Below are 21,440 nucleotides of genomic sequence, written 5' to 3' on the forward strand. Positions count from 1 at the left end.
CCCCTTTTAATGGTGATGCGCCCGCAGTTTACGTTTATAATTTCTCTGGCTGCGGTTGTACCTTAACCGTTTCGGATTGTTTTCGATGTGAAGCAGGGTATAAATGATTTTATTTCGCAAATACACCGCCGCCAATCCGAGGATTAAGCCCAGCCCTAATCCTCCCAGTATATAGCTCTCGGTCACGACAAACAAATACATCGCCATTGTTTGTTCAAAAGAGGCTTCATTAAAGGCAGGGTGCGGTAAATCTTTCATCAGATAAAGGAGACCCAAGTCATAAACAGGAATAGCGACCATAGCCATTAAAAAGCCCAGCAGGAAGGCTTTATGCCAACAAGGCTGCCGCAGGCTTAAAAGTCGGCGCCCAAACAACGCGCCAAAAAAGGCGGCCACTACCCCTCCTAAAACAATGGCCTTGACGATATGCATGGACTGATCAAATCCCAAAGCATAACGCACGGTACTGACTACAATCGTCAACACAATGGCAATCAGGGCAAAATAAACGGCAGCCAGCAGGCGTGGATTAGGAATGTGCACTGATTCGCGTGAAAAATGTCTCATAACGATAAACCTGTCAATTCGCGGTACATCTGGGAAGAACCACTGGAGAAAAATTCTGTCACCCGTGTTAATTTTAGCGCAAAATTGCTTAATTGATTTTTTTATCTACAATTAAGATAGAAAAAGAACAATGGTTTGACTATATGGATATAACACCTTTCTTTAAATTGATGGTTGATCGTGGGGCATCGGATCTCTTTTTCAGCGTCGGCGCACCGCCCAATATCAAAATTGAAGGCATTACCTCACCCATTGGGCAAGCACCGCTTAAGTCCCAGCAAATGGCTGAAATCGCGGCCTCCATCATGAACGACGAGCAACGCAAGGAATTTGAGGCCACCATGGAACTCAACATGGCGATCTCCATTGGCGGAATAGGTCGTTTTCGTGTCAATCTCTTCAGACAACGCGGTGAAACCGCCATGGTTGTTCGTTACATTAAAGGCATTATTCCAACCATTGAAGAATTACAACTTCCGGCGGTATTAAACTCCATTGTCATGGAGCTGCGAGGATTGGTGCTGGTGGTGGGGTCAACCAGTTCAGGTAAATCCACCACCCTGGCGGCGATGATTGATTACCGCAATGAAAATCATCGCGGCCATATTTTGACTATCGAGGATCCCATTGAATACCTCTATAAGCATAAAAAATCCATTGTCGATCAACGGGAAGTGGGTATAGACACCCTTGATTACGATAATGCCTTAAAAAATGCCATGCGCGAAGCACCCGATGTTATCCTCATTGGGGAAATCCGTGATCGCAACACCATGAAGCATGCCATTTCCTATGCTGAAACCGGGCATTTGTGTTTATCGACGCTCCATGCCAACAATGCTAACCAAACCATGGATCGCATCCTTAATTTTTTCCCTGAAGATGCAAGACACCAGTTGCTGCTGGATTTATCATTGAATTTACGCGCCATTATCTCACTGCGGCTGATCCCGGGCTTGCATAAACAGCGGGTACCGGCGGTGGAAATCATGATTAATTCGCCCTACATCGCCGATTTGATAGAAAAAGGCAAGGTTGACGAAATCAAGGAAGTCATGGCGCGCTCACGCGAACAGGGCATGCAAACCTTTGACCAGGCCTTGTTTGATTTATACAAGGCCGGCAAAATCAGCAAGGAAAATGCCATTCGCTTTGCTGATTCTAAAAATAACGTCGGTCTGCAGATTCGTCTGTCGGAAGAGCGCGGCCTCGGCGGCGAGGTGGATTTGACCATTGAGGAAGATGAAAAATCCAAATTTTGATCAGACAGGGGCTTCTCAAGCAGTCTCAAAACTGATAAAATAATATGCAAATATTGCTGTATTAGCCTAGAGTATCATGCCGGAATGGGTAGACCTAAAACATATTAAAGGCAAAAAAGAATTAAAGCGCACAGGTCATGTCATCTATAAGGCAAGGCTTGAGACTAACGCTACCCCCAAAAGCATTTTTTATAAAGAAAACAAACACGGAGAAACGCTGGCTTCGCAGATGGAGGTGGCTTTCAGTGCGCTTGCCTCACGTTTCTTAAAACCCCGGCTGACAGCGGTTCAGGCACTGGTCACGAATGAAGGCAAAATTACCGGGGTACTGTCAGAGTACCTTGGCTACACGGCGATGGAACGTGAAGGGGAAGGGGTTGCGTTTTATGACATCGATCCAGACGGTACCCTCAAGCCTGAACCCAAGGTTTATACTGAACCCGACCAAATACCCATCCATTTTTTTAATGACCTCCCGTCCGGTTTTTTTACCCGTTTAACCAGCGCTTTTAAGGATGGAAGCCTGACGTTCGACATGGCCTCCCTGGCCAGTGTGCTGGCAGCGGCGTACACGCTTGAAGAAGATGATCTGCATAAAGGCAATTTTTGTTTTTACGTGACACAAAAGCTGACAGATAAAGGCTATAAACCCCACGTTGTTTTCATGAAAATCGATCATGACCTGATGATGGCCGACAGCGTGATGTCACATGGGCATGCCCGGGTAGCCAACTGGCTCTATCAGAAGAATGCGTTTAATATCACCGAGCGGGATTTGCTTCATTTTCCTAAATTGCTGGATTCGCAGAATCATTACTGGCCGACCAGCCGTCGTTTGTTCGTTAAACCCTTTGACCCGAAAGTCTATAATAATGAAGACGAAATTACCGCGTTTTCGGCCTTGTCGACCAATGATGAGTTTGTGCGCGCCAAATGGCAGGAATTTTACAAGCATATTCTTATTCCACGCCAACTCATTGAAGACGATGTGGCGCAAGGCTTTGATCGCAATAACCCCGCTTCCCGCGCCCAAATCACCTTAATTACCAATGCGGTTGTGGCAAGGCAGGCCCGGTTGCGGGCGGTGCTTTTTTCGATTAGCGAATTTCGAACTTTTGTTGAAGCCCTTCATGGGGGCGGTGATAAGGCCCTCGATACCATTGAAGATGACATTTTTACCGGTGTCGACCCCCTTATTAAAGAAAAATTACAGCTTGATTTTCGCAAGGAAACGGCTTTTCATTTGGCTTTATGCACCGATAAAGACAATGGTTTCAAGGAAAAAGACACCCCCATGCATACGGCCATCCGTCTGGGTGATTACCGTTATGATGAAACCTGGGATTCATTCAGCCAGTTTGCTCGCAAAAGAAATGAAGACGGAATGACGCCCATGCAGCTGGTGATGAGCCAGCTTTCATTGGTAAAAGAAAAAAAGCAGACCTTGGACGATCCGAGAAAAAACCCGTTTTTTATAGCCAGTCATTTACTCAGACAGGGAATTAAGCACCCAATGCCTGACGATCTTCGCCAGCAATTGTTGGATTATAGCCTCCCTACAGCTCATCTGAGCAGGGCAGAAAAAGCGGCCAGCCTGGCTGAATTGCTGGCAGTGTTCCAAACCATTGGCGAAGACGAGCGCTTTACCCTCAAAATGAGAAAGGACTTGGCCATTTCCGCTTTGGAAACCTTTATCAAAGCCCAGGCTGATAATCCGCAGCTGCGCCGGATTTTGCTGGATTTCAGAAAGGCGTTGAATGTCGATAAGGTGCCGCAATTGCAATACATTCGGCAATTACGCTCCGAACTGTGGATTATCCGCCAGATTCGCGGCCTGCTGGGCGGTACGCATACCCAGGTTTGCCTGACTGATCTCGTGGATGAACAACTGGCGAAACCCAAACTTCAAGCTCCTCGAGCGCATAGCGTATTCGGGAACACCTGTCGACAGGATGAAAAACCGGTGGTCCAGGCTCAAGAGCCCTCGGTTCCAGTGCTGATGGCCTGAATTTGAGGCTTGTTATTTTTTCTGCTGCGCGGTAAGTTTAACCTTTCGATTAAAGACCGCAGGATGATGAAAAAATTACTTTTTCTGTTATTTCTCGTCACCAGTTTGCCTGGCGAGGCCGCGCCCGAACAGGGCCGTGTGCAACTCCAATTGACCACGATAGAACGCGATAATCAATGCCCCTCTTTTCTACGTAATGCCGAGGTGGTGGTTGACTACGATTATGATTTCTCACGCAACCGCGGTTTGGCTTACTTAAGGGAGTTGAAATCAGAAAAAGTCAATTACACCCTGCATCCTTTGGGATTAAGCAGCTATTATGCCTTCATGTCGGACATTCCCCCGACAGCCCAGCCGATTGGCGATGAGCAAGTGACTGTGTATCGTATTATTTTTCATATTTACAAGCCGTTTAAAACTCGCGTTATGCTCATGCTGGGCGAACAGGGGGACTGCATCATGAGCTCCGGGGTTACCGCTTAATCCCGCATCATGGCGTTTTGACCGGGGTTGGCTTGGGTGCAGGCGTGGGAGTGGTGGTGGGCGCGGGAGTCACCTCCGTCTTGGCCGGCGAAGTGTCGGGCATGCTGATTTGTTTGTCTGTGGCTTTAGGCGCTACGTTTTTAAGCAATTGCTCTTCGGCTTCTTTTTTCATCACAATGATACTGATGCGGCGGTTATTGGGGTTAAACGGATCCGTTTTGTCAAGCAGTACCGTTGAGGCAAAACCCGTAACTTCAAGAACCTTGTCTTCTTTCATCCCAGCCTTAATCAAGGCCCGACGTGCCGTGTTGGCGCGCAACGTTGACAGCTCCCAGTTCGTCAATTCCAAATCTTCGGGATTCTGATATGGGTGGCCGTCGGTATGACCCTGAATGCTAACCTTGTTGGGCATTTTGTTAAGAAGCTTGGCAATTTTAATGAGGATCTGCTGCATCTGTGGATCCATTTTATCGCTTCCCATATCAAACATGGGTCGGTTTTTATTGTCTATCAATTGAATACGCAAGCCTTCGGAAACCACATCCATAAGCAACTGGTCTTTGAGATCGGCTAAGGCCGGATCTTTGGCCATGGCCAGCATGATGTCGGATTTCAATTTTTCAAGCTGCTTCATTTCCTCGGCCTGACTCCCGGGATCCTTGATTTTTGCCGCCTCTTTTTTTTCATTGATGGGCTGATTACTGGCTGAAACCTGGCCATCTTTCTTTTCGATGTTTTGCCCACCACCCTGCACGCTGATGTCACGCGAACCCATGCTGTCGCCGCCGAGCAGGGCGATTTTTAGCGGTTGTTTGAAATACTCGGATAAGCCTTCTTTTTGCGCTTTATTGAGAGAGGCCAGCAACCACATGAGAAGAAAGAACGCCATCATCGCCGTGACAAAGTCGGCATAGGCAATCTTCCAGGAGCCGCCATGATGGCCATGCCCGTGTTTCTTGATTTTACGGATAATGGGGGGATGGGCGTCTTTATCCTTGTCTTTGCTGTCGTTGCCGTCCACACAAGCCTCTTACTGGTTATTCACTTTCGGGTTTGGCAATCGTCGATGCCGATTTGATTTGTTCATTCAGCTCGTTAAACGATGGCCTTGAAGCAGAAAACAACACTTTGCGTCCAAATTCGGTGGCAATAATGGGTGGATTGTTATTCATGCTGGCAAGTATAGTGACTTTAATGCAATTCAGCATGAGTTGCGATGAATTGGCGCGTTGTTCCATGGCATTGGCGACTGGACCGACGAAACCATAACCCAGCAGAATACCCAGAAAGGTTCCTACCAGTGCATGAGCCACTAAAACCCCCAGTTCGGCAGGCGGCAAGTGAATGGACTCCATGGTATGCACCACCCCCAATACCGCGGCGACAATCCCGAAAGCCGGCATTCCGTCTGCCAGTTTGGTGATGGCCTGGGCCGGGATCATTTCTTCGTTATGGTGGGTTTCAATTTCGCTGTCCATCAAGGCTTCCAATTGATGAGGCTGGAGATTGGAGGTAATGATTAACCGAAAATAATCGCAGATGAATTCAATGATGTGGTGTTTGGCCATCAGGCGCGGAAAATTAGTGAAAATGGGGCTGTTCGCTGGATCATCGACATCGGTTTCCAATGACATCAATCCTTCCTGACGGGATTTGTTTAGTAGCGCATAAAGCAACGCCAGCAAATCCATGTACATCACTTTCTCTGATTTCTGGCCCTTGAATACCGCCGGCAAGGCTTTGCCGATTGCTTTTAAAACGGAGGGGCTGTTGCCTACAATCAGAGCGCCTACCGCTGCGCCACCGATAATAAGCAATTCCAGTGGCTGAAAAACGGCCGCCAAATGCCCTCCGGCTAAGGCAAAGCCGCCAAAAACACAAAGCAGAATTACGATGTAACCGATAATAATAAGCATGTAATAATTTCCTATTTAACGTAATACAGGATGCTTACATACAATTTCCATTTTAAAAGCAAAAAACATACCTTTCTGACGCTGCTACTGATTCATATAATCATGAACCACTTTGCCGTACGGCAGGGTCAAATCCGATTGCAGATGCACGGCATTCACTACCCGTTTAACCGGCAGGGACGCGACAGGGGCTAAGGCATGATGGAAGAGTTCCAGTTGCGCCGGTCCTGTCCAGGCACCTTTGACCGTCAAATCGCTGAGATAATATTCCACGAGTTCGCAGATACGGGTCGTGCCATCGACGTGTGGGATGATTTTCAATAAATAATTGGGTGTTGACATGGATTCGGCCACTTTTTTACTGTCCAGCGCCTGAAATTTGTAGCCCATGGTGGCAGTGGCAATGCGGGTGTGGCCATAATCCAGCGTGCCAACCAGGACTTCCTTGTCAACAACCAGCGTCGGTTGGGCCAGTTTTTTGGGAAATCCCCAGATTTCCCGCCCGCCAGCGATGGGGGGCAGATCGTCTAAAAACATGGCATGGGTATAGCCCCCGCTTTTTCCCTGAAAACGAACAGGAATAACCTGGCCGGATTCCGTGTAATCGCCAAAACCGGTGGAGTCCGGCATGCGAATAAATTCAAATTTAACCAGGGGCTCAGTGACTTCCAATGGCTGAGGTACCACCTCGCGCAGCAAATCCATGTCAGTTTCATAGGTCACAATCAAATATTCGCGGTTTATAAACCGATAAGGGCCTCGGGGATAGCAGGGGCAGGTAAACGGCATGGCAAAGGCCTGATCTTTGACATCGGATTCCTTCATGATAAAACTCCTGTGAGGTGAGTGGGTGTGACCGCCATATCATAGACTTCAATTCCAGACAGTTCGGGTATTTCTGCAAGCCAGGGTGATTTTTCCAGGCCACGGCGGCCATCGCGGTAGCCGGCGGCGATGCGTTCCATCACCGATTTGCGGGAGAATTCATAATCCTTCGACGCTAAATCCGTGTCGTCTCCCGGGTAAAGGAAACGTACCAGCGCGACTGTTTTATCACAGCCGCAGCTTAAGCAATCCTCCACTTCGGGATTTTTTTCTTTGGCCTGTTCCGGAATAAATTCAGACAGCAATTTAATGCGGTATTTCAACGAGTGGATTTCTTTGTGCATGTTGACAATTTCAACAAAGCGGCTCGAATACTCAATGTCTTTTTTACGTTTGAGTACTTCATCCATCGACGAAGGTTTTAATCCCAGGGAGTTAAACAGGTGAACCATAAAACACAACAGGGTTTTAGAGGGATTCTGGCTCAATACATAACTGATTGGCGAGTTGCTGGAAATCCCGCCGTCCCAGTAGAATTTGCCTTCAATTTCAATGGCAGGGAACCCCGGGGGCAGGGCGCCGCTGGCCATGATGTGTTCAGGGCCAAGGGTTTCTTTCGCCGAATCAAAGTAAACAACGGCTCCTGAGCAGACTTCAACGGCACCGACGCTCAATCGCGTTTCACCCGCATTGATGCGATCAAAATCAATCAACCGCTCCAGGGTTCCTTTCAGTGCGGACGTGTCGTAATAGCTGATTTTGTCAATGGCATTTTCCAGGCTCAATTCCGGCTGGGGGTAGCGCGGCGTAAAAAAACCGGGTTGTCCAAACCATAACGCGGATTGAGCAGACATGAAGTGTTCCCAGCGTCGTCCGGCATGATCATTGTGCCATGCATCCACATCAAAAAAGGTGGGTGTGGTGACGCTTTCCCAAAACGACAGCATTTTCTGGAAACGATCCTCTGGTGGATTGCCTGCGGCCAGCGCGGCATTGATCGCACCAATGGATGTCCCGACAAACCAGTCTGGAAAATAATTGGCTTCCTGCAGCGCCTTTAACACACCCACCTGATAAGTGCCAAGGGCGCCGCCTCCCTGTAAAGAACACGCCAGATAATCGTGCTGGCGGTTCGGTCTGAGCCGCGCAGCCACTATTCCATTACCCAGCCGTGACTGACGATAAGCGATTGGCCTGTGAGCGCATTGGATTTAAAGGAGGCAAAAAACAAAGCGGTCTCGGCCACGTCATCCGTCGTGGTGAATTCACCGTCCACGGTTTCTTTCAACATCACTTTTTTAATCACATCCTCCTCGGAGATGCCCAATTCCCTGGCTTGCTCGGGGATTTGTTTGTCAACCAGCGGGGTACGGACAAAGCCCGGGCAAATGACATTGGCGCGTACGCCATGCGCCGCACCTTCTTTGGCCACGACGCGGCAGAGGCCTAAAAGACCGTGCTTGGCAGTCACATAAGGGGCTTTTAACAGAGAGGCTTCCTTGGAATGGACAGAGCCCATGTAGATAATACTGCCGCTATTGGCTTGGTACATGTATTTCAAGGCCGCGCGAGTGGTTAAAAAGGCGCCGTCGAGGTGAATGGCCAGCATTTTTTTCCAGTCAGAAAAAGACAGCTTGTCCACAGACTCAATGATTTGAATACCCGCATTACTGACCAGCACATCGATACCGCCAAACTGATCAGCGACGGCATCAATGCCGTTATTGACCTGTACTTCATCAGTGACATTCATGGCGACAGCCATGGCCTGACCGCCCTTGGCCTTGATTTCATCGGCTACTGCCTGGGCCTGGTTCAGATTGAGATCGGCAATGGCGACCTTGCTGCCTTCGCGGGCATAAAGATGGGCGATTTCCCTGCCAATGCCGCTGGCAGCCCCAGTGACCACAGACACTTTGTTTTTTAATTGCATACTAACATTCCTTGTTGTTATCGTTCTTATCAAGCGCCCCGTTAAAGCGGCTGTCAATGCGTCAACCTGAATAAACCCTTGGGTTTTTCAGGTTGGAATTTATTCCGTTTATCCGATCGATTAAACCAGTAACAGAATCAGTATAGCAATGAATTTTTATTTTGCCTCAACACATCCTGATGAAGGATTGAGGCAAAAATGACTATCAGTAATAATAGTAACGATAGTAACGGCGTCTGTCTTCCTGTTGGCCGATTTGGTTGCCGATCAATGCACCAGCGCCTGCGCCAATGGCAGTACCCAGGGCGTCACCACCGGACACCGCATAACCTACGCCAGCGCCAATACCAGCGCCTGCGGCTGTCCCTACCTGTGTTGAGGTGCATCCACCAAGGATTGTTGTTGATAATCCTATAAAGAGTACTATAGGGAGTGTTTTTTTCATGGTAAAGTTCCTCTCTTTTTGTTCCTTCATTAGTCATATTAGTACAAATTAACCCAAATTGTACATTATTTGATTTTATCGGTTTGTGGATTCGAACTTGAGAAATTATCGGGGCACCAGTAGTATTGGGTAATTCAAACGTGAATCAGGGGTGGTTATGTTTCGTGGCAGCATTGTGGCTTTAGTCACGCCGTTACTGGATGACAAGGTGGATGTCAAGCGCTTGCGGGAACTCGTTGAGTTTCACATCAGCGCCGGCACGCATGCCATTGTCCCTGCCGGAACAACGGGGGAGGCTGGCACATTAAACCGTGATGAAAAAATGCTGGTAATCAAAATCGTAATTGACCAGGCGCGCGAACGCATTCCTGTTATTGCCGGTACCGCCGCCAATGCGACGAAAGAGTGCATCCATTTAACCCAAATGGCCATGGAATGCGGGGCCCATGCGGCGCTTATCATGACGCCAGCTTACATTAAACCCACCCAGGAAGGGCTTTATCAGCATTACAGCCGGATTGCCTCTGCCGTACCGATCCCCATTATTCTGTACAATGTTCCGGGCAGAACAGCCTGTGATTTATTACCGGAAACCGTGGCTCGTCTTGCCAGAATTTCAAATATCATCGGTATTAAGGAAGCAACGGGCAATATGTCGCGCCTGCAGCAGATTTTAAGGTTGTGCGGCGACAGCATTGATGTGTACAGCGGGGATGATGAAACCGCCGCGCAATGGCTTTTAGCCGGAGCCAAAGGGGTGATTTCCGTCACCGCCAACGTGGCTGCCCGGCAGATGGCCAAGCTTTGTGATGCAGCCTTTGATGATGACCAGGCCGGTACCTTGCGTCTCAATGACCAGTTGGCACCCTTGCACAAGTTGTTGTTCATCGAGTCCAATCCCATTCCTGCCAAATGGGCATTAAGTAAAATGGGCCTAATCAGCAGTGAATTACGCCTGCCCATGACCTGTTTGAGTGAATCGCATCAGCCTGAACTTGAGCAGGTATTACAAAAATTACAATTGATATAATGAAGAGGTTTGTTGTGAAGAAAGTCAGTTTTATCGTGTTTTTAGCCTTGATTGCCAGCGGGTGTTCGCATGTTAAAAACAACAGCGACCAGAAATACCTGCAGAGCCGCAATGGGCCTGGCCTTGTGGTGCCGTCGCCGTTGACCAGCGACAATGTGAGTCATTTTTATGATTTACCCGCTCAGGATAACAAAGCCAAGGTGAGTATTGAGCCGCCATCTGCTAAGATTGAATAAAGCAGCCAAGGAGCGGCCAACTATTGAGGTTGACGCGTATGTCTATGGAAACCAATGAGTCAGAAATAATTCAGGATATCTCCAGAAGGCTGGTGGAAGCGCAACGTAAAATTCGCATTTTAGACAGCATCAAATGGGATGAAAGCATCAAGAAAGACTTTTTCCAAAAGAAAGCCCAACAGTTGCCTTTAATCAATCGGGACTACTATCTCGGAAAACCCTTACCCTTTGATGCTGTTGAAAAACAGGAAGAATTCCGTCTGATTTTACGCGACACCATCAATCAATTGGGACAGTATTCACCCGTTACCCGCCTGATTAAGCGCCAGTGCGAGGAGTATTGTCGTGCCGTGCAGATGCTGGAAGCGCGCGGTACTCCTGCTTTTTCCGAATTGTCAATGGAGCTGTATGGCAGCCCGGACGACGCGTTTTACTCAGGAGGCCCCCGTCTGTCTGAACTCGGCACCCTGCTGTTTGATGTATTAACGGCTCTGGATGTGCAATTGCAATCCGATGCGGACATGAAACGGTATACCCCGCAGGAGGCCCAGGCCATACTGGAGTCGCGTTTAAGCTCCTTCTTTTCCCAACACCCTGGCAAGATTACCGTGATGGTCAGCGACGACATGGTCGCTGATGCAGCCGCGGGTGCCGACAGCATCAAATTAAGCCAGCAAGCCATGTTCAGTGACAGGGATTTGCGTTACCTGGAAGTCCACGAAGGCTGGGTGCATGTCGGTACCACCTTAAATGGCGCTACGCAGCCGTATTGCTTTTTCCTGTCGAAAGGCTCGCCTTCGAGCAGTGTGATTCAGGAAGGATTGGCTGTGATAACAGAGGTTGTGACCTTTTCATCTTATCCTGGCCGCATACGCAAAATTACCAATCGGGTGATTGCGCTGGACAAAGTCAGGCAGGGCGCTACGTTCGTCGACATCTACCGCTATTTTATCGAGTGCGGATTAAGCGAGGATGACAGTTACAATCAAACCGTGCGCGTATTTCGCGGCAGCACGCCGGATGGCGGGCCGTTTACCAAAGATCTTTCCTATGCCAAAGGCTTCGTGATGATTTATAATTTCATCCGCTTTGCCATCAGTCAACGGCACATCGATTCCATTCCTTTATTGTTTGCCGGCAAACTGGTGCTGGATGATTTGCCGCTGCTTAACGAATTACGCAACATGAATCTGCTCACAGCACCGATTTACCTGCCGCCGCCTTTCCGTGATTTGGCCGCCTTAAGTGCCTGGATGAGTTTTTCCCTGTTTCTTAATAAATTCAGTTTGAATGAAATTCAGAAAAGTTTCCGTTTCCTGCTAGGCTAACCCGAGGAGAGGCCATGGGATTATTGGTTGAGGGACAATGGCGTGATCAATGGTATGACACTGCCAAAACCGGTGGTGCCTTCAAACGCGAGACGGCGCAGTTTAACCGGGCGATTGAAGCGGATCCAACGGCGCTATTCCCTGCGGAGAAGAATCGTTACCACCTGTATGTATCTCTGGCATGCCCCTGGGCACACCGGACGCTGATTTTCAGAAAGCTTAAAATGCTAGAGGATTACGTCAGCCTGTCCATTGTGCACCCGCACATGCTTGAGAACGGTTGGGAATTCAAACAGGGCATGGGCGCTACGGGCGATACGCTGTATGGTTTGCGCTACCTCCATGAGATTTACGTCAAGGCAGTCCCTGATTACACAGGACGGGTTACCGTGCCGGTGCTCTGGGATAAAAAAACCAGAACCATTGTCAGCAACGAATCCGCAGAGATCATTCGCCAATTTAATTCAGCGTTTAATCACCTGACGGGTGATGAACAGGATTTTTACCCCGAGGCTTTAAGGCCTGCCATCGACGCGATGAATGAGACCATTTACCGCACAGTCAACAACGGCGTCTATCGTTGCGGTTTCGCCACCACTCAGTCTGCATATGATGAAGCCTATACTGAATTATTCGCTACCCTGGATGAATTGGACGCACATTTGCACCACCATACCTGGCTGGTCGGGGAGCAATTAACGGAAGCGGATTGGCGGCTGTTTACGACGCTGGTTCGGTTTGACGCCGTCTATTATGGTCATTTTAAAACCAATCAATGCCGTATCCAGGATTATCCAGCCCTGCAGGCCTATCTTGTCAGATTGTATGACATTCCCGGTATCCGTGACACCGTGAATGTTACTCACATCAAACAGCATTATTATTTCAGCCACAAAACCATTAACCCCACTCAGATCGTGCCGCTGGGGCCTAAATTATGGTTTGAATAATCATCCGGCTATCGGTAAACGGACCTTCGCCCATTTTATTCAACACTGGCAGAAACAGGCGGATTTATGCTTTAATAAGCATCATTTGATAAAGGCTTAAGAGTTGATATATGACCTTTGTAGTCACTGAAAATTGCATTAAATGTAAATACACCGATTGCGTGGAAGTATGCCCGGTCGATTGTTTTTATGAGGGGCCCAATTTCCTGGTTATTCATCCGGACGAGTGCATCGATTGTGCATTGTGCGAACCCGAATGCCCGGTTCAGGCCATTGTCTCGGAAGACGATTTGACGGAGGAACAAAAACAATTCCAGGCTTTGAATGCGGAACTTGCTCCGCAGTGGCCCAATATTACATCAAAAAAAGAAGCGCCAGAGGATGCCAAGTCCTGGGAAAATGTCACTGACAAGCTTCAGTACCTCGAAAAAGAGTGGCCGAAATAGATCCCGTCGTCGCAGAAGACGCGATAGCGGCTTGCCAGCGGGTTCTGGGTGCAAAAGGGCGTCTCAGTACGGCCATTCCGGGCTTTGTCGCAAGGCAGGCGCAGATTGAATTGGCCTCAGCCATTGCCAAAGCCATCACGGAACAGTCAATGCTGGTTGCTGAGGCGGGTACCGGAACGGGCAAAACGTTTGCCTACTTGATTCCCTGCCTTTTAAGCGGCAAAAAAGCGTTGATATCCACTGCCACCAAAACCCTTCAGGATCAACTGTTTCAAAAAGATTTACCCTTGCTGGTCAGGGCGCTTGGCCTGTCTGTGCGAGTGCAGAATTTAAAAGGCCGAGCCAATTACATTTGCCGCTACCGAACGCAATTGCATACGGAGGAAGGTCGTTTTGTAAATCCCCAATGCATCAATGACATTCTCAATGTGCATGAAAAATTACCCCTGTTAACGGCTGGCGAACGCGCTGAACTTCCGGAAATCAGTGAAGACTCCCTGGCCTGGCCTTATGTAACTTCGACCGCTGAAAACTGCCTGGGTGGCGAATGCCCGTTTTATCAGGACTGTTTTTTAGTCAAAGCTCGCAAACGGGCTATGGAGGCGGATATTGTGGTGATTAACCATCACCTGTTTTTCGCAGATTCAAGGCTTAAAGAGGATGGCTTCGGTGAATTACTACCTGGCGTCGATGTCGTGGTGTTTGATGAAGCCCATCAATTGGCAGAGATCGCAGCCAATTTTAATGGCGAGCGTTTAGGCACCCGTCAACTCACGGATCTGCTTGAGGATTTACTGCGCGAGTGGCCGGTGCTTGATTTACCGAATCGCCCGTTTAAAGCCATGAGTACCGAGCTTGACAAGCTCATTGATCAATTGCATCTGACCTTGACAGGCTATGAGGAGCGTATGGCCTGGGAGGACGCGTCGAAAAACAAGGGGTTTATCGCTGCCTGGGAATCGTTGCTTTGTTTTTTTGAGCAATTGGCAGCGGCCATTGAGGAGGCGGGTATTGAACGCGAAGCCGGCGTTGCGCGTTTGATTGCCCGTCTTCAGGACTATCAGGCCATTATGCAGCGTTTTGCAGACAAAGACTCAAGTCATATCCGTTGGCTGGAGCGTTTCAAGCATACCCTGGTGTGGCACGCCACCCCCTTTGATGTGGCTGACTCATTCCATCAGTTGCTGGCACAAAAACAATGCGCCTATGTGTTTACGTCCGCGACATTGACCATGGCCGCGTCCTTTGATTGCTTTTTAAAGCCCCTGGGTTTAACCGGGGCGGAAACCCTGACGCTGCCAAGCCCGTTTGATTACCAGCAGCAGGCCTTGCTGTACCTCCCCCGCCATTTGCCGGATCCCAAAGATCACCGTTACTATGAAGCCTTGCTCGACAAGGCCGTGCCCGTGATTAACGCCTGTGGCGGGCGCTGCTTTTTCTTGTTTACCAGTCACCGGGCATTAAAAGTAGTTGCTCAACTACTGCACAATACTTTAAACTATCCTCTTTTAATTCAAGGTGATGAAGCGAAACCGATTTTACTGGCGCGTTTTCGACAGATGGGTAACGCGGTTTTACTGGGGACTTCCACGTTCTGGGAAGGGGTGGACGTGAAGGGCGAGGCCTTGTCCTGCGTCATTATCGACAAGTTGCCTTTTGCGAGCCCGGTTGATCCGGTGGTTCGTGGTAAAATGGCCTATTACAAAGCACGCGGCCTGTCCGGTTTTGATGAGTTGTCGTTGCCGGCGGCGGTGCTGGCTTTAAAGCAGGGAGTAGGCCGTCTCATTCGGGATGTCACGGACAAAGGCGTGTTGATGCTGGCTGACCCCAGGCTGACCGGCCGTGAGTATGGACGGCAGATTTTTGCCAGTTTACCGGTGCTGCGAAAAACCCGTGAGCTTAATCGTGTGCTTCATTTTATTAACGAATTGGCTTTAAATCATGAACTTGCTGGCGATTGACACATCCACTGCGCAGGCTTCCATTGGCTTATCGGTCAATGGCCGCTTATGGCATGAAAGCCATCAAGCTGAACGCCTGCATGCCCAACTCCTTCTCCCGGCCATTGAGCGTCTGTTAAATGAGGCGGGATGCTCTCTGCCGCAATTGGATGGCATCGCTTTTGGACGGGGGCCTGGCAGTTTCACCGGTTTGCGTATCGCCTGCAGTGTGGCCAAAGGCTTGGCTTATGCTCATGATCTGCCGCTGTATCCTGTCAGCAGCCTCGCCGCAATAGCAGAAGAATACCTGCATCAGCACCAGATCACCTGGGGCAGTCAGCCGTTACTGGCCCTGCTGGATGCCCGTATGCAGCAATTGTATTGGGCCTGTTTTACTGACGCATCCCTTGACGTGCAAGAGCGGGTCAGCGACGCGGCCGATATTCCTGTACCGCATTCGGAGTCCATTGTGCTTGTCGGTGCTGGTTTTGGCGCATACCGTTCGCAATTGAGCGCGCAGATTATCGACAAAATAACCATAGAAAAATCGATTTTTCCTGAAGCACCGGCCATGATTCGCCTCGTGCAGGCTCAAAAAATCAAAGCGGTTAACGCCAAAGAGGCCTCACCCGTGTACATTCGTAATCAGGTTACTCAAGGAGAAGCGCGTGGATAAGCGTTTGTTGGATGTGTTGGTATGCCCGCTGTGCAAGGGCAAGCTGTTATTAAAAGACGAGGAATTGATTTGCCGTTTCGACCGCCTGGCCTACCCTATTCGAGATGGCATTCCGGTCATGCTCGAGCAGGAAGGCCGACTCATTCCCCTGGATGAGAAAGAAAAATTATGACTGATTTTCATGTGGTGATTCCAGCGCGCTATCAGTCGTCGCGTTTACCCGGCAAATTGATGATGAAAATTGCAGAACTCACCGTCATTGAGCGGGTTTACCGTCAGGCCGTGCTGGCTAAGCCCAAGTCCATTGTCATCGCCACGGACCATGACGACATTGCAACGCACGCCGAAGCCTTTGGGGCGAAGGTCGTGATGACTTCCATTGATCATCAGAGCGGCACGGATCGTATTGCTGAAGTGATTCAAAACGGGGAGTACCGTGAGGACGACATCATTGTCAATGTGCAGGGGGATGAGCCGTTTATCGCGCCGGAATTAATAAGGCAGGTGGCCGACAGTTTAGCCCAGGCAAAGGCGCCAATGGCGACGCTGTGCTGGCCCCTTGGCGATTTGGAGCAACTTTATAACCCTAATGTGGTTAAAGTGGTGCGTAATCAATTCAACAATGCCCTTTATTTTTCACGCAGCCCTGTTCCTGCTCATCGTGATGACAGGGAAAGCCTGCGCATGGTGTATAAGCACATTGGTTTGTATGCTTACCGTGCTGCTTTTTTACTCCAGTTGACTGCCTGGCCTCCCTGCGAACTGGAGCAGCTTGAAGCGCTTGAGCAACTGAGGGTGTTGTGGGCAGGGTACAGCATTCGGGTAGACGAAGCCTGTGTGAAGCCGCTGCAGGACATCAACACCGCCGACGATTTGCAATTGGCGCGAGAGTCTCTCACCGCCTGATTAAGCCGTCGGGGCCACCAGGCGGCTGGACAGGTGATGACCGAATTCAGCCAATTCCCTTTCAGTGCGGCAGGCACCAAAGGTTACAAAGAAAAGTTCCTGGCTTTGGGATTTTAAATAATTACCAACATTAAACGACAAAGCCTGCAAAGGTTTTAAGACATTGATTCGCAGAAACTGAACCCATTTGTGGCGTATGCCGTCTGACAGTTTCTCCATGTTGTTATTTCTGAAGTGCTTGTCCGCACTGGCTTTTAACTCGGAAAAATAGGTTTCATCCTGGCTTAAACGGACATTTTCATTAATGTAATCCTGATTGATTCCTCTAAACTCCGCATGCATGCTGGCCAGGGTATGAAGTCTGGGATCCACTCTGTCCATCAGGGTTTTTTTACACTCCACCAGTGGGAGTTTGTGCAGGGATTTTAGTTGCTGAAGCTGTGCTAGTTCGTTCTCATCGGCGGTTTTATGGATAGCCTGGTCAATGTATTTCGCAGTCAGGCGTTCAAATTCGGTTTCAAGCTTGGCTAAGATTTCACAGGAAGTTTTATAAGTCTTTGTTTTTAAACGCCGCTCAATTTCCATGGCGTCCAGGATCTTTTGTCGGTAGTGCTCAAATGCCGAGACGAATCGTGTTTCTCCCAGCCTCCATCGGTTGGCCCATTCCTTAAACTCACCGCCTTGCAGTGTATCTAAACCGGCAAAGGCCCTATCCAGTGTTTCAAGCGTTTTTTTGAAGTTTTCATGCGCTTTTTTTAGACTGAATTGCAGGGGATTATCCTCATCAAGAAGCGGGTAAGGGTACTCCTCATAGAGCGCGTTGGCTTTTTTGAAACAAGGCGTTATATGGGCTTTAAGTTTTTCTTTTACCTGTTCGGTGCGACTTTTTAATTGATTAATTGCAGCGTCAGTCTCCCGTCTTAACTTGAAGAGGTTCTCTTTACTCTCAGCGACTGTGCTCATCAGCTTGGTGGCCAGTTCCACAGCGCTCTCAAATTCGTTCTTTTCCTGTTCGTTGAAAGTCAGTTCGGGAGTGGATTGAATAAAACGCAATGCAGCCTCGGCATCGACCAGTTCGTCATTCAAGCGTTGTTTTAATCCCCTTTTCTTCTCTTCAAATTGCTGTTTGAGCAGGTGGATTAAAGGTGTTGCCTGCTTTTGCAGGTCCATTAAAATTTTTGTGTGGTTTGCGATTTGGCCCAGGCGTTTTTCCTGCAAGGAAGCCAAGCGGTGAACTCTGTCTAAGGGAGAAACCAGTTCAAGCGTTTTTTCCCTCTCCTCTATGTAGGGGCCGGTCTCATTCTCTACTTCGGAACGGAAAGTCTCCAACTCGCCAAGCAGTCTGCGTGCTGATTTCCAGGGACCATTGTCGCCCAACACCTCAGGCAACAGCAGAAAATATTCTGAGAGCTCCTCCGTGAGTGCAGCGATATCGCTTAAAATCGTTTTCTCTTTGCTTACGATTTGAAGGTGTTCCTGGTCATTGATCTCTTTTAAAACATGATAATCTTTAATGGCTTGAATAGGGAATGCGTCGATAAAAGCAGTTAAATTATAATAAGAAGCAATGGATTTGCTGTACATTTGCCTATCGATTTTGACCGGCAGGGCAACATCAAACAGTTCGTTACTTAACGCGCTGATGTCTTTGGCTTCCATTTTGGATAAGGCAGTTCCCCAGAGTAAAAAGCGCTTTTTTTCACCGAGGTGCATCAGCAATTGATCGTGTAGCCTGTCGATCGTGCCGGAATGAACGATCGTGGGGTATTTTTGAAATTTTTGCTTTAATTCCGTGGTGAATTGCAGCAGGTTTTTAACAAAAAACTGGGTGTCCTTATCGTCTTTATTATTAATATCGATAATGCAAAAAGTCAGCAGAAAGGTTTCAAACTGTTTTTTAAGCGTAATTTTGGCCGCCAGCATGAGCTGCTCCAGCACCACCGGATCAAGTTCTGAGGGATAAACCAGGGCTTCACGGGCAAGGATCTTTTCGGCCAATGCGTTTCGTTGTTGGTTAGTCTCTTTGAGCAGGTCAACTGTTCGCTGCAATTCGCTGATTAAAATGTCATGGTAGTCAGGGTATTCCAGGGTGTGTTGGATTCGGCTCATGATAAAAAGCCTTGCCTTGTCCGCATCACTGGTTGTTTCCTGGTAACGGGCTACCCAGCCAGACAGCAGAAAATCCTCTGAAAAGCCAGGTAAAAACGACGGATTGGCCAATTGGCTATGAATTTTAACCTGCTCTTCAAGTTCAAGTCGCAGGGCTTCAATTGTATTAAGTAAAGGAAGTTGCGGTTTTTTTTCTTCTTCTATGGAGACGGCCACGGTTTTTGGTTTGTTTTTATACATCTGTGCGTTATTCTTTAAATAACGGATGGTTTCCGGCAATACAGGGCTTGCAGGAGACTGCTCCAGTTTCTTTAGCATCTCATCAAATTCCACCAGCAGTTCCTGTGGGGCTCTGGCGGCTATTTTCTTACGCAACAGGTTAAGTGATTTTCTGGTGGCCTGATTGTGTTCAATGAGTTGAGTGGCCAGGTTTTCGCTGAGCATGTTCAATTGACTGAGTGAAAGCGTAGTGGTCGCTGTGGCTGGATTCCAGGTGAGGTGCAATGGCGCTGTGATGTTATCCAGATGGCTTACAATGATGTTTTTAATGAGCGATTTGAGTTTGACCAGCCTGTTTTTCACATCAGTGGCCGGTGCATTTTCAGACAGGTTTGACAGTTGAAAGCGAAGGGATTCGGCAGAAAGGCGATAAGCATCAAGACTGTGTGGTGGGAAGGGAGTGATGGTTTCGACAACGGATAAAATTTTTTCTATTTTATCAAGACTGCTTAACGCCTTATCAAACTCTTTACCCATTCATGTACACCTTATTATTAGAGCCGGGCCTTCGATGTCATAAAGATACCATTGCAGGCTTAAGAGAATATTAAAGAAATGTATCAATATTGTAAAGTAAGGGCTCAATGCAGTAAGAGCAGTCCTTTAGGAAAGGCTTGGCATTAGGCATGCTTTTTCTGTAAGTAATGTCGTCGCAGGTACAGGAAAAACGCCGGAATGATCATGATTACAATGCCGCAGGCAAACACCAGACGGTAATGGCTGGCATCGCCCATGTCCATGTTGCTTTCCGGTGGAATAAACCCAATGATTAAAGTAATGACACAGCCGGTTAGCCCCAACAGACAGGTCAGGTAATAACCAAAACGACCGAGGGGTATTTTAAAGGGGCGGGGTTTGTCGGCAAATTTGCTTTTCAGCCGAAACGCAGCGATAAACATCAACACGTACATCAGAATGTAGAGTTCCGTGCTTAAAGCAGTAAACAGCCAGTAAATGGCATTAATGGTAGGGAACAGAAGGAAGCCGCCGCAAAGCAGGGTGACTAATACCGCCTGCAGAATCAGGATGCGGGAGGCGACGCCATGGCGGTTTAATCGGTAGAGCCAGTGCGGTAAAAAGCCATTGTCGGCCGCCAGCAGCATGCCCTTGGCCGGTGAAATAATCCAGTTGACCATGCTGCCTAAACTACCCAACAGCAATAACCCGACAACAACCGGCATCAGCGCACTTAAATGGTAGGCTTCAAAAAAATTGGTGAACGCCTGCATGACGCCATCCACGAGATTAATGTCTTTTTGTGGTAATACAAAGGCGATGGCCAATGACCCGAAAATCATGGTTGTTAAAATCAACAGCACCGAAAAAAACATGGCGCGTGGGAAATTTTTTTGCGGGTCGCGCACATTGCGTACATGAACGGCAGCCAGCTCCATACCAAGAAACGAGGTCATGATCGCGGTGAGTGAGACCCAGGATTGCGTGTCTTTCCAATGCGGAATCAAATGGGAAAAGCTCAAGTCGATGGCGAGAGGGTGGCCTTTGATTAACCAGATGAAGGCCAGAAATATAATAAGTCCCATGGGGAGAATCATGCCAAAAATGGCACAGACACTGGCAAAGGCGGCGGAAGCGCGAATGCCGGTTAAGCCGAGAAGGGTTAACGACCAGAAAATGATAAGAATCACGCTGATAAGGTAAAGTTTATGTTCAGCGAGTGCCGGATTGATCAGATAGGCCAGCGTACCTGCGATAAACGAGAGGATGGTCGGGTACCAGACCATGGTATTAATCCATTGCAACCAAATGGTAAAAAAAGCGACGTTTTCTCCAAACGCATGGCGAACCCAACTGTAGATACCGCCTTCTTCATCAGACCAGGTCGAAGACAATTCCGCAGCAACGAGTGCCACAGGAATTAAAAAAACGATGGCTGAGAAAATAAAAAAGAAAATGAGGGAGGAGCCAAACAAGGCGGTGCCTGGTAAATTCCTGATGCTGTCAATGGCGCCGGTGATCAGTAGAACCAAAGCAAAGGTTGATATTTTTTGTGTAGACCAGGATTTCATAGGCGCGGCAGATTGCAGAATTGTCAAAAAGGTAAGCATTATAGAGGCGCAAGCCGCCTAAGAAAAGCCTTTTA

At 48.5% G+C, this 21,440-nt stretch carries 21 protein-coding genes; 12 read left to right on the forward strand and 9 right to left on the reverse strand.

Annotated elements, in window-relative coordinates; all coding sequences use genetic code 11:
- Nucleotides 1–6 precede the first annotated feature (6 nt).
- Nucleotides 7–567: a hypothetical protein gene (locus tag GH742_RS04725; protein ID WP_203456322.1), complete on the reverse strand. Its 561-nt coding sequence runs from the start codon at nt 565–567 to the stop codon at nt 7–9.
- A gap of 143 nt (nt 568–710) precedes the next feature.
- Between GH742_RS04725 and GH742_RS04730 the strand changes: the two genes are divergently transcribed.
- From GH742_RS04730 to GH742_RS04740, 3 genes are all read left to right on the forward strand, one after another.
- Nucleotides 711–1,829: a PilT/PilU family type 4a pilus ATPase gene (locus GH742_RS04730; RefSeq protein ID WP_203456323.1), complete on the forward strand. Its 1,119-nt coding sequence runs from the start codon at nt 711–713 to the stop codon at nt 1,827–1,829.
- A 76-nt stretch (nt 1,830–1,905) separates the two neighbouring features.
- Nucleotides 1,906–3,837 carry a Dot/Icm T4SS effector AnkK/LegA5 gene (ankK, locus tag GH742_RS04735; protein WP_203456324.1) on the forward strand — a complete coding sequence of 644 codons (1,932 nt, stop codon included), beginning with the start codon at nt 1,906–1,908 and terminating at the stop codon, nt 3,835–3,837.
- Nucleotides 3,838–3,900: 63 nt separating this feature from the next.
- The gene (locus tag GH742_RS04740) at nt 3,901–4,320 is read left to right on the forward strand and encodes a hypothetical protein (RefSeq protein ID WP_203456325.1); all 420 of its coding nucleotides are present in this window, start codon (nt 3,901–3,903) and stop codon (nt 4,318–4,320) included.
- Between the two features lie 7 nt (nt 4,321–4,327).
- On the opposite strand, the gene motB is transcribed toward GH742_RS04740, so the two are convergent.
- The 6 genes from motB to GH742_RS04770 all read right to left on the reverse strand — a co-directional run bounded on the left by motB (nt 4,328) and on the right by GH742_RS04770 (nt 9,439).
- Nucleotides 4,328–5,341, reverse strand: a complete 1,014-nt coding sequence (gene motB, locus GH742_RS04745) for a flagellar motor protein MotB (RefSeq protein WP_203456326.1) — start codon at nt 5,339–5,341, stop codon at nt 4,328–4,330.
- Nucleotides 5,342–5,357: 16 nt separating this feature from the next.
- Entirely contained in the window at nt 5,358–6,236 is an 879-nt protein-coding gene (gene motA / locus GH742_RS04750) for a flagellar motor stator protein MotA (protein ID WP_108292200.1), read from the reverse strand.
- A gap of 84 nt (nt 6,237–6,320) precedes the next feature.
- Complete coding sequence (locus tag GH742_RS04755) at nt 6,321–7,061, reverse strand: acetoacetate decarboxylase (protein WP_203456327.1); 741 nt, start codon at nt 7,059–7,061, stop codon at nt 6,321–6,323.
- Nucleotides 7,058–8,215: a patatin-like phospholipase family protein gene (locus GH742_RS04760; RefSeq protein ID WP_203456328.1), complete on the reverse strand. Its 1,158-nt coding sequence runs from the start codon at nt 8,213–8,215 to the stop codon at nt 7,058–7,060. Before GH742_RS04760 ends, GH742_RS04755 begins: the two co-directional genes overlap by 4 nt.
- Nucleotides 8,215–8,994, reverse strand: coding sequence for a 3-hydroxybutyrate dehydrogenase (locus GH742_RS04765; RefSeq protein ID WP_203456329.1), 780 nt, complete (start codon nt 8,992–8,994; stop codon nt 8,215–8,217). Before GH742_RS04765 ends, GH742_RS04760 begins: the two co-directional genes overlap by 1 nt.
- A gap of 205 nt (nt 8,995–9,199) precedes the next feature.
- Nucleotides 9,200–9,439 (reverse strand): glycine zipper domain-containing protein, encoded by a 240-nt coding sequence (locus GH742_RS04770; RefSeq protein ID WP_108292192.1) that lies wholly within the window; start codon nt 9,437–9,439, stop codon nt 9,200–9,202.
- A gap of 157 nt (nt 9,440–9,596) precedes the next feature.
- Here GH742_RS04770 and dapA point away from each other — a divergent pair, with 157 nt between their 5' ends.
- The 9 genes from dapA (at nt 9,597) to kdsB (ending at nt 16,951) form a co-directional block, all read left to right on the forward strand.
- Complete coding sequence (gene dapA / locus GH742_RS04775) at nt 9,597–10,469, forward strand: 4-hydroxy-tetrahydrodipicolinate synthase (RefSeq protein ID WP_203456330.1); 873 nt, start codon at nt 9,597–9,599, stop codon at nt 10,467–10,469.
- 14 nt (nt 10,470–10,483) lie between these two features.
- On the forward strand, nt 10,484–10,705 hold the full coding sequence (locus GH742_RS04780; protein WP_203456331.1) for a hypothetical protein: 222 nt from the start codon (nt 10,484–10,486) through the stop codon (nt 10,703–10,705).
- 38 nt (nt 10,706–10,743) lie between these two features.
- On the forward strand, nt 10,744–12,033 hold the full coding sequence (locus GH742_RS04785) for a flavohemoglobin expression-modulating QEGLA motif protein (RefSeq protein ID WP_108292188.1): 1,290 nt from the start codon (nt 10,744–10,746) through the stop codon (nt 12,031–12,033).
- A 14-nt stretch (nt 12,034–12,047) separates the two neighbouring features.
- The gene (locus tag GH742_RS04790; RefSeq protein ID WP_203456332.1) at nt 12,048–12,983 is read left to right on the forward strand and encodes a glutathione S-transferase family protein; all 936 of its coding nucleotides are present in this window, start codon (nt 12,048–12,050) and stop codon (nt 12,981–12,983) included.
- 110 nt (nt 12,984–13,093) lie between these two features.
- Nucleotides 13,094–13,429: a ferredoxin FdxA gene (gene fdxA, locus GH742_RS04795; protein ID WP_058532084.1), complete on the forward strand. Its 336-nt coding sequence runs from the start codon at nt 13,094–13,096 to the stop codon at nt 13,427–13,429.
- Between the two features lie 149 nt (nt 13,430–13,578).
- Nucleotides 13,579–15,390 (forward strand): ATP-dependent DNA helicase, encoded by a 1,812-nt coding sequence (locus tag GH742_RS04800; protein WP_239005318.1) that lies wholly within the window; start codon nt 13,579–13,581, stop codon nt 15,388–15,390.
- Nucleotides 15,371–16,045 (forward strand): tRNA (adenosine(37)-N6)-threonylcarbamoyltransferase complex dimerization subunit type 1 TsaB, encoded by a 675-nt coding sequence (gene tsaB, locus GH742_RS04805; protein ID WP_239005283.1) that lies wholly within the window; start codon nt 15,371–15,373, stop codon nt 16,043–16,045. The genes GH742_RS04800 and tsaB overlap by 20 nt, the downstream gene beginning before the upstream one ends.
- Nucleotides 16,038–16,217, forward strand: a complete 180-nt coding sequence (locus GH742_RS04810; RefSeq protein ID WP_058532086.1) for a Trm112 family protein — start codon at nt 16,038–16,040, stop codon at nt 16,215–16,217. Before tsaB ends, GH742_RS04810 begins: the two co-directional genes overlap by 8 nt.
- Complete coding sequence (gene kdsB / locus GH742_RS04815; protein ID WP_203456851.1) at nt 16,211–16,951, forward strand: 3-deoxy-manno-octulosonate cytidylyltransferase; 741 nt, start codon at nt 16,211–16,213, stop codon at nt 16,949–16,951. Before GH742_RS04810 ends, kdsB begins: the two co-directional genes overlap by 7 nt.
- Here the strand turns inward: kdsB and GH742_RS04820 are convergent, their stop codons facing one another.
- Nucleotides 16,952–19,816, reverse strand: a complete 2,865-nt coding sequence (locus GH742_RS04820) for a hypothetical protein (protein ID WP_203456333.1) — start codon at nt 19,814–19,816, stop codon at nt 16,952–16,954.
- Nucleotides 19,817–19,959: 143 nt separating this feature from the next.
- Nucleotides 19,960–21,366 carry an amino acid permease gene (locus GH742_RS04825; RefSeq protein WP_203456334.1) on the reverse strand — a complete coding sequence of 469 codons (1,407 nt, stop codon included), beginning with the start codon at nt 21,364–21,366 and terminating at the stop codon, nt 19,960–19,962.
- Nucleotides 21,367–21,440 lie beyond the last annotated feature (74 nt).

Origin of the sequence: Legionella sp. MW5194 (assembly GCF_016864235.1) — a bacterium.
Classification (GTDB): Bacteria; Pseudomonadota; Gammaproteobacteria; order Legionellales; family Legionellaceae; genus Legionella_C.